Raw genomic sequence first — 5850 nt, 5'->3', positions numbered from 1 at the left:
TGTATCTTCCCGGGAATCGGGAGAAGGTTTTCAAGGTCCGGCGGCGATACGGTCGCCGCCGGCCAGGGGGGTCGGTTTTAGAGTTACAAGGCGGGTCGGATTAGCGAGTTACACGACAGCTAATGGGCCACCGCCTCATCACATAGCCTCAAAAGAAAACCGGATCGTGACCGAACCCGACCGTTCCGGTATCCCCGTCAGCACGGATGGTAGGTTCTCATCGAAATCGGGCGGTTCTCGCGGCGGCCGCCCCTCTCTCTTGTCCAGGGAGGAACCGCTATATATGTGGCTTGACATACCACATATGTGCCGGCGCGGCTGCTCCTGCGTCAACGGACGGTCTTGGGTCCCGGCGAATTCACGGAAGTCAACGCGTGGGCGGTCAAACGAACAGGACGCTTCCCGAAGGGCGTCAAGTTCGCGTTTGCCTACGTGCAACGGATCGAAGGGAAGGGAATCAGGGTGTACAGGATGGACAATGCCCACGGCAAGGGGCCGCACGAACATTTGGGGGGAAAAGTCGGTCCGCTCGAGTCGACCGATTGGCAGGATCTTTTGCGGCATTTCCAAGCGGCCGTGAAGCGGTTGAGGAGTGGCGTCGAATGAAGGCTCGCAAAGTCAGAATCGAGATCATGACGGAGGAACAAGAGATCGAGGCTACGGCGCGTTCGCTCGAAAGGATCGCGAAGCGTGCGACCAAGAAGCGTGAGGACAATCTCATTTTCCGCGACGCCGAGGCGCTTCGCAGTTTCCTGACCAGCGAGCGCCTGCGGCTCTTGACCCTGATCCGGCACGAGCGACCCGCGAGTGTATACGAACTCGCGAAGCTGGCCAAGCGGGACCGAAAATCCGTCACCACGGATCTCGACATCTTGGAGGGACTCGGCCTCGTGCAATTAGAGAGCGTGAAAGGAGCGGGTCGGACCCGAAGCGTGCCCCACGTGGGCTACGAGCGGATAGAGATCGGGGTCGAAGTGTGACCAGAAAGACCAGAATCGATCCGCGGCGAATTGGAATTGTGGAACTCACTCGCGAAGATGCGTGGCTCGCAGCCGTCGGCGCAAAATTGCTGGAAGCGTTCGAATCCGAAGGCGCGAGCCTACTTGAGGAATTCCGGCCACGTCGTCTCGCCCTGAAGCTAGGCCGGAAGCTCGACAACGCCGAACGCGCCCACTTGGATTATGTCGTGAAGCAGATCCTTGAGTGGCGTTGGATTCCATCTGATTTTGAAGGCGACATGCCTTGGGACGAGGATGAGCCTTGGACTGGACCCTCATACGACGCAACCAGGTCGAGACAAATCCTGAGGCGCGCCATCAAGGAGGGGCTCGACGTGGAGATGGAGTACTACGCGCATAGCCGCGGCGATTGGACGACGCGGCGCGTGACCCCGACGGAGATTGCCGGGCGCTACCTCATCGCATATTGCCACCTAAGGAAGGACGAGCGCACGTTCAGGATCGAACGCATAGCGAGCATACGCATCTCCCCCAGTAGCACGAGAAAGCGACGACGCGCACCGGCCAAGACGGCACCAGGTTGAGCCAAGGTGAGCCGTCCTGCCGACGCCCACGCGCGAAGAACGCGGCTTCCGTTTGAAAATCCTCGCCGTGCAGGATCTGTGCCTTGGCGGGCCAGGAACTGAAAGCCAGGATAGGACTTTCGAACTCCATGAAGCCACCCTTCAAGGAATTCAATCGGCAACCGGCAGAGAGCCCCTCGACCTTAGACCGCGAATCGTTCCGCGGACTGTCGCCGACCCAAACGATGGACAGGATCATTCCGTTCATTCGGGAACGAAGGCAACTGCGCGAAATCACGCTGAACCAGCGACGCGCCGATCTGACCCGTATTCTGCGAGATTTCGCGTCAAAGGGGCTGGACTTCGCGACACTCCAACCCGAGGATGTGGCTGCGTATCGTGAATATCTTCGGGAACTGGTGGATAAGAAGTTCATCAGCGAGAGTTACGCCGCCCACCTCGCCAAAGCCTGGAACGCCGTGGTTCGCGCCGCACTCGGGCGCACGACTCAATCGGGCGAACGCCTCGTGATGCGCGGTTTTCCCATGCGTATTCGTCTCGTCCAACATTACACCGAGGACGACATGCGAAAGATGTTCGACGCGGTCGACCATTACCAGTTCCGGACGCCGCATTACCGTGAGTTGTTCCGGACCTACTTGGAGACCGCTTGGTGTACGGGAGGCCGCATCCGAAGCTACTTGGCGCGTTTCACGGTCGGCGACATCGCCTGGGAGAAGCCAGCAGCGTTGTTTCGACACATGAAGAACAAATCTGAACACAACGTGGTCCTCACGCCGCGCGCAGCCGTTCGGTTGCGCAGATGGGTGGACTACCTTCGAACGACGCCATTGTGGCGCGGCTCGGAGACGCCGGTCTTTATCGCGCCGGCAGGTGTGGTGACCAGCCAATGGATTAACCGAACATTGAAGCGCCTCGCGAGACTCGCCGGGATTCAGAAGCCGATAACGACGCACGTCATTCGCAAGAGCGTCGGGACATTGATCGCGCGGGAAAACCCGAAGCTCGCTCAGGAGCAACTCGGAATAAGTTGGGACGTTTTCAACAAGCACTACAACCAGCCGCTATTGGAGGATCGGATCGCGCGGCGCGACATCCTGCCCGGCTACCATTGGGAGCCATCTACACCGGAGGAGACGATTGCGAAGGCGTATCTTGAACACGTCCAAGGTCGACTCTCCCAGGAATCATTGGAGGCTAGCGTTGAGGATGCTCGAAAGCAGATGAGCTTGCCTACTACCAGGTGGGCGGGGATGACTGGCTATGCCTGACCCGGGTTCATATTCCGCTTCCCGGTTCAAATTCCACGCCTCGGATTCATAGCCCCGTCAGGATTCGAACCTGAGTCACAGGATCCAAAGTCCCGTATGATTGGCCGCTACACCACGGGGCTGATTTCCACCCAATTATTCTTCTGCCCCGGGGCGCGGGTGACGACCGGAGGGAGTCACCTAGCGCCACGGGGCTGGGCCCCTCGATTCACCACGGGGCTATTTTCTACCCAATTATTCATCTTGCCCCGTGGTTAGCGGATGAGCCCTAGCGAATCCGCGCGACCACGGGGCTGGTTTTTTAGACTTCTTTCACTGCCAGCCCCGGGGGCAAGTGGACGAGCGCGTGCGAGTCCACGCGACCACGGGGCTGGTTTTTTAGACTTCTTTCACTGCCAGCCCCGGGGACAAGTGGACGAGCGCGTGCGAGTCCACGCGACCACGGGGCGGACCGGTCCGACGACGGCCCTCTCCAGACGCAGACGGCTACGAAGGAGCCGCAGCGAGTCCACGACCGGCCACTAGGCTGAGTTGTCGGAATGCGCCGTATCCAAACGGCTGAAAACCCTATCCCGCCCCCTTCTTTATCTCTTGCGCTTGGTAAGCGCGACGGCGACGACCGCTACGGCGCCGAAAAGCTCCCAAATCCCTGGTCCCGGGACGTCACGCCGCAGGACCTCGAATCCTTGTTTTAGCGCGATCTCCGCGTCCTTGAGCTCGTATTGGAGCTCGGCGATGTATTTGTCGACGGGCCCGTAGTTGTCATCTGGCAACCTGTACCGGTCGTCGAGTCGGCCGGCCCGGTCCGGGTTCTCTCCCACGTCCACCCTGGCCTTGAACTCGTATTGGACCGAAGCCGATAGCGTGGGTTTGCCGTACACGTGCCACACGCCGGGCGTTATGCCGCCGTCGATGAGGCCGCTGATGACCTTGCGTCCACCCTCGTCGCGGTTGATGAGCCAGGGGCCGTAGGTGTTCGCGCCGTCGGAGAGGACGACTTTGAAAGCGGCGTCCGTCGGGGTCCACGCAAAATCGAACGTGATGCGGGAAGCGCCGGGTTTCGCCGGGAAATCGGCCGACGCGATATCGCTTTGGCTGTCAGGGGTTGCGAGCGGCAGGGTCGATGGGCCACTTCCGGCCGCGCGGATCTCGCCGCGGTCGCCGTATTCCTCGGAGCCGCCCGCGACGAGGATGTTGCCGTTGTCCTTCGGGACGTTCTTTGCAAGGGCGATCGCGTCCCTCGCGTCCAAGAGGCCGAACCCGTAGTCGCCGTCGGGGCCGGCGGGCCCTAGGTCGATTGCGCTTTCGTGGAGGATGTTCTTGATCTGGTTCGGGGTGAGGCCGGGATTCGCCTCCAACATCAAAGCGACGACCCCGGCCACGTGCGGGGCGGCCTGGCTCGTTCCCGACAGCTCCGTGTAATAGACCGCGGTCTGTCCCGGTGCGTCCACTTGGTTCAGGATCGGGGCCGACGGTGTGCCGACCTGTTGGGCGCTTTTCGTCGACATCACGCGTTGGCCGTCGGCGACGAGATCGGGTTTGATGAAACCGACGGCGTTCCCGGTCGTGTCGACGGCCGGGCCGCGGCTCGAGAACTCCGCGGCGACACCCGCGTCATTGGTGGCCCCGACGGTGATGACTTCGGGGTTCTGGGCCTCGGCCGAAAGCGTGTGTGGGCCCGGGCCCGTGTTCCCGGCCGAGAAGATGACGACCACGCCCGCAAGGAGGAGGCGGTTGGTCGCCCTCACGACGGGGTCTTCGGGGTCGTAATGGCTCGACGACTCCGTGCGCCCCCAACTGTTCGTCACCACCCGGATGTTCATGGCGCGCTGGTTATCGAGGATCCATTGGAAGGCGGCGATCGCCGTGGACGTCGATGGGGCGCTCGAGAAATCGAGACCGACGAGGTCCGCGCCTTGGGCGACACCAGCGTACAACCCGCCGCTCTGGCCACCGCTTCCGGCGACGATGCCCGCGACGTGCGTGCCGTGCCCGTCGGTGTCGACCCCAGCCTCCTGCCACGCGCCGTTCACGAACCGCAGACTCGCCTTGATGCGGTCGCGTAGGTCTGGATGTTGCCGATCGAGCCCCGAATCGACGACGGCGACGGTGACGCCCTTGCCAGTCCCCGCGAGGCCTTCGAGGGAAGCGGCGCCGGCGCGGGAGAGTGCCTTGCTTCGGTCGAGGTGGGCCGCTACGGCGAGGTCGCGATCGACACGCAGCACATAGGCTCGCGATCCGATCTCGTTCGCTTGGAACGAAGTCATGTCGGCGCGCATCATCGGAAGAAGGTGATACATCTCGCCCGCGACGCCCATCTTCGCAAGATCAACCTGTTCGGCAATGGTCGGCGTGTGCGTGAATGAAATGATGTACGACCGCGTCGGAACGGGCTCGGGATCGAGGGGCAGTGCTGACGCCACGAGCGTGATGGCGAGAACGCTGGCCAAAGCGATGGTACCCGCTAGTCTCATCCGTTGACGGATATCCACTGGGGGCGAGTTAATATATTACTGTTGGTAGCGGACGAAGGACGGAATGGGGGGTCTTAGGTGTGGTCTTCGGTCGCCACCCTATCGCCTCTCCCCGTTGGAGAAGGAGCAACCGTTGGGCCACGTCGAGGACTTACTTCATTCGTCCTCTCGTGACGGAATCGCTCCCCCACGTCGCGATTCCGTCAAGCAGGGGGGGAGAGTCGACACGGGTGGCTCCCTCTTGTCGCCCTCCTGTCTCCTCTCCCCCCTTTGGACCCGGAGAGAGGATTGGGACCCGGAAGAGCAGGGGGGGAGAGTCGAACTCCCTGAAAGCAGATCTGCAGTCTGCCGCATTACCGTTCTGCCACCCCTGCGGGGGATCATCCCGAATCGGGACGGCGATGGGAAATCAGGCCATGGGTCTTAAGGCTTCGGTGACTGCGTCACCTCGCCTCGCCGGCTCCACAGCCACCATCGGCTTCGGTGACTGCGTCACCTCGCCTCGCCGGCTCCACAGCCACCATCGGCTTCGCGGCCCGCCTCGGATCGGAGCCATCATCGT

At 61.9% G+C, this 5850-nt stretch carries 5 protein-coding genes and 2 tRNA genes; 4 read left to right on the top strand and 3 right to left on the bottom strand.

The features are described from left to right. The first annotated feature begins 306 nt into the window (after nt 1-306). The 4 genes from HY556_07505 (at nt 307) to HY556_07490 (ending at nt 2814) form a co-directional block, all read left to right on the top strand. Nucleotides 307-606, top strand: a complete 300-nt coding sequence (locus HY556_07505) for a hypothetical protein (protein MBI4393622.1) — start codon at nt 307-309, stop codon at nt 604-606. After that, the gene (locus tag HY556_07500) at nt 603-980 is read left to right on the top strand and encodes a MarR family transcriptional regulator (GenBank protein MBI4393621.1); all 378 of its coding nucleotides are present in this window, start codon (nt 603-605) and stop codon (nt 978-980) included. Before HY556_07505 ends, HY556_07500 begins: the two co-directional genes overlap by 4 nt. Before the next feature lie 38 nt (nt 981-1018). Then, the gene (locus HY556_07495) at nt 1019-1543 is read left to right on the top strand and encodes a WYL domain-containing protein (GenBank protein ID MBI4393620.1); all 525 of its coding nucleotides are present in this window, start codon (nt 1019-1021) and stop codon (nt 1541-1543) included. A gap of 83 nt (nt 1544-1626) precedes the next feature. Further along, nucleotides 1627-2814: a tyrosine-type recombinase/integrase gene (locus HY556_07490; GenBank protein ID MBI4393619.1), complete on the top strand. Its 1188-nt coding sequence runs from the start codon at nt 1627-1629 to the stop codon at nt 2812-2814. Between the two features lie 49 nt (nt 2815-2863). On the opposite strand, the gene HY556_07485 is transcribed toward HY556_07490, so the two are convergent. From HY556_07485 to HY556_07475, 3 genes are all read right to left on the bottom strand, one after another. Beyond that, nucleotides 2864-2936 (bottom strand) — tRNA-Gln (locus tag HY556_07485). Nucleotides 2937-3398: 462 nt separating this feature from the next. Beyond that, a complete protein-coding gene (locus tag HY556_07480; protein MBI4393618.1) occupies nt 3399-5288 on the bottom strand; it encodes a S8 family peptidase in 1890 nt (629 codons plus the stop codon). Between the two features lie 302 nt (nt 5289-5590). Then, nucleotides 5591-5662: transfer RNA gene (locus tag HY556_07475), tRNA-Cys, on the bottom strand. Between the last annotated feature and the right edge of the window lie 188 nt (nt 5663-5850).

The sequence above is a fragment of the Euryarchaeota archaeon genome (assembly GCA_016207515.1).
Lineage (GTDB): Archaea > Thermoplasmatota > SW-10-69-26 > JACQPN01 > JACQPN01 > JACQPN01.
Note: the sequence above shows the minus strand (reverse complement) of the source record. Positions and strands in the feature narration are given on the sequence as shown.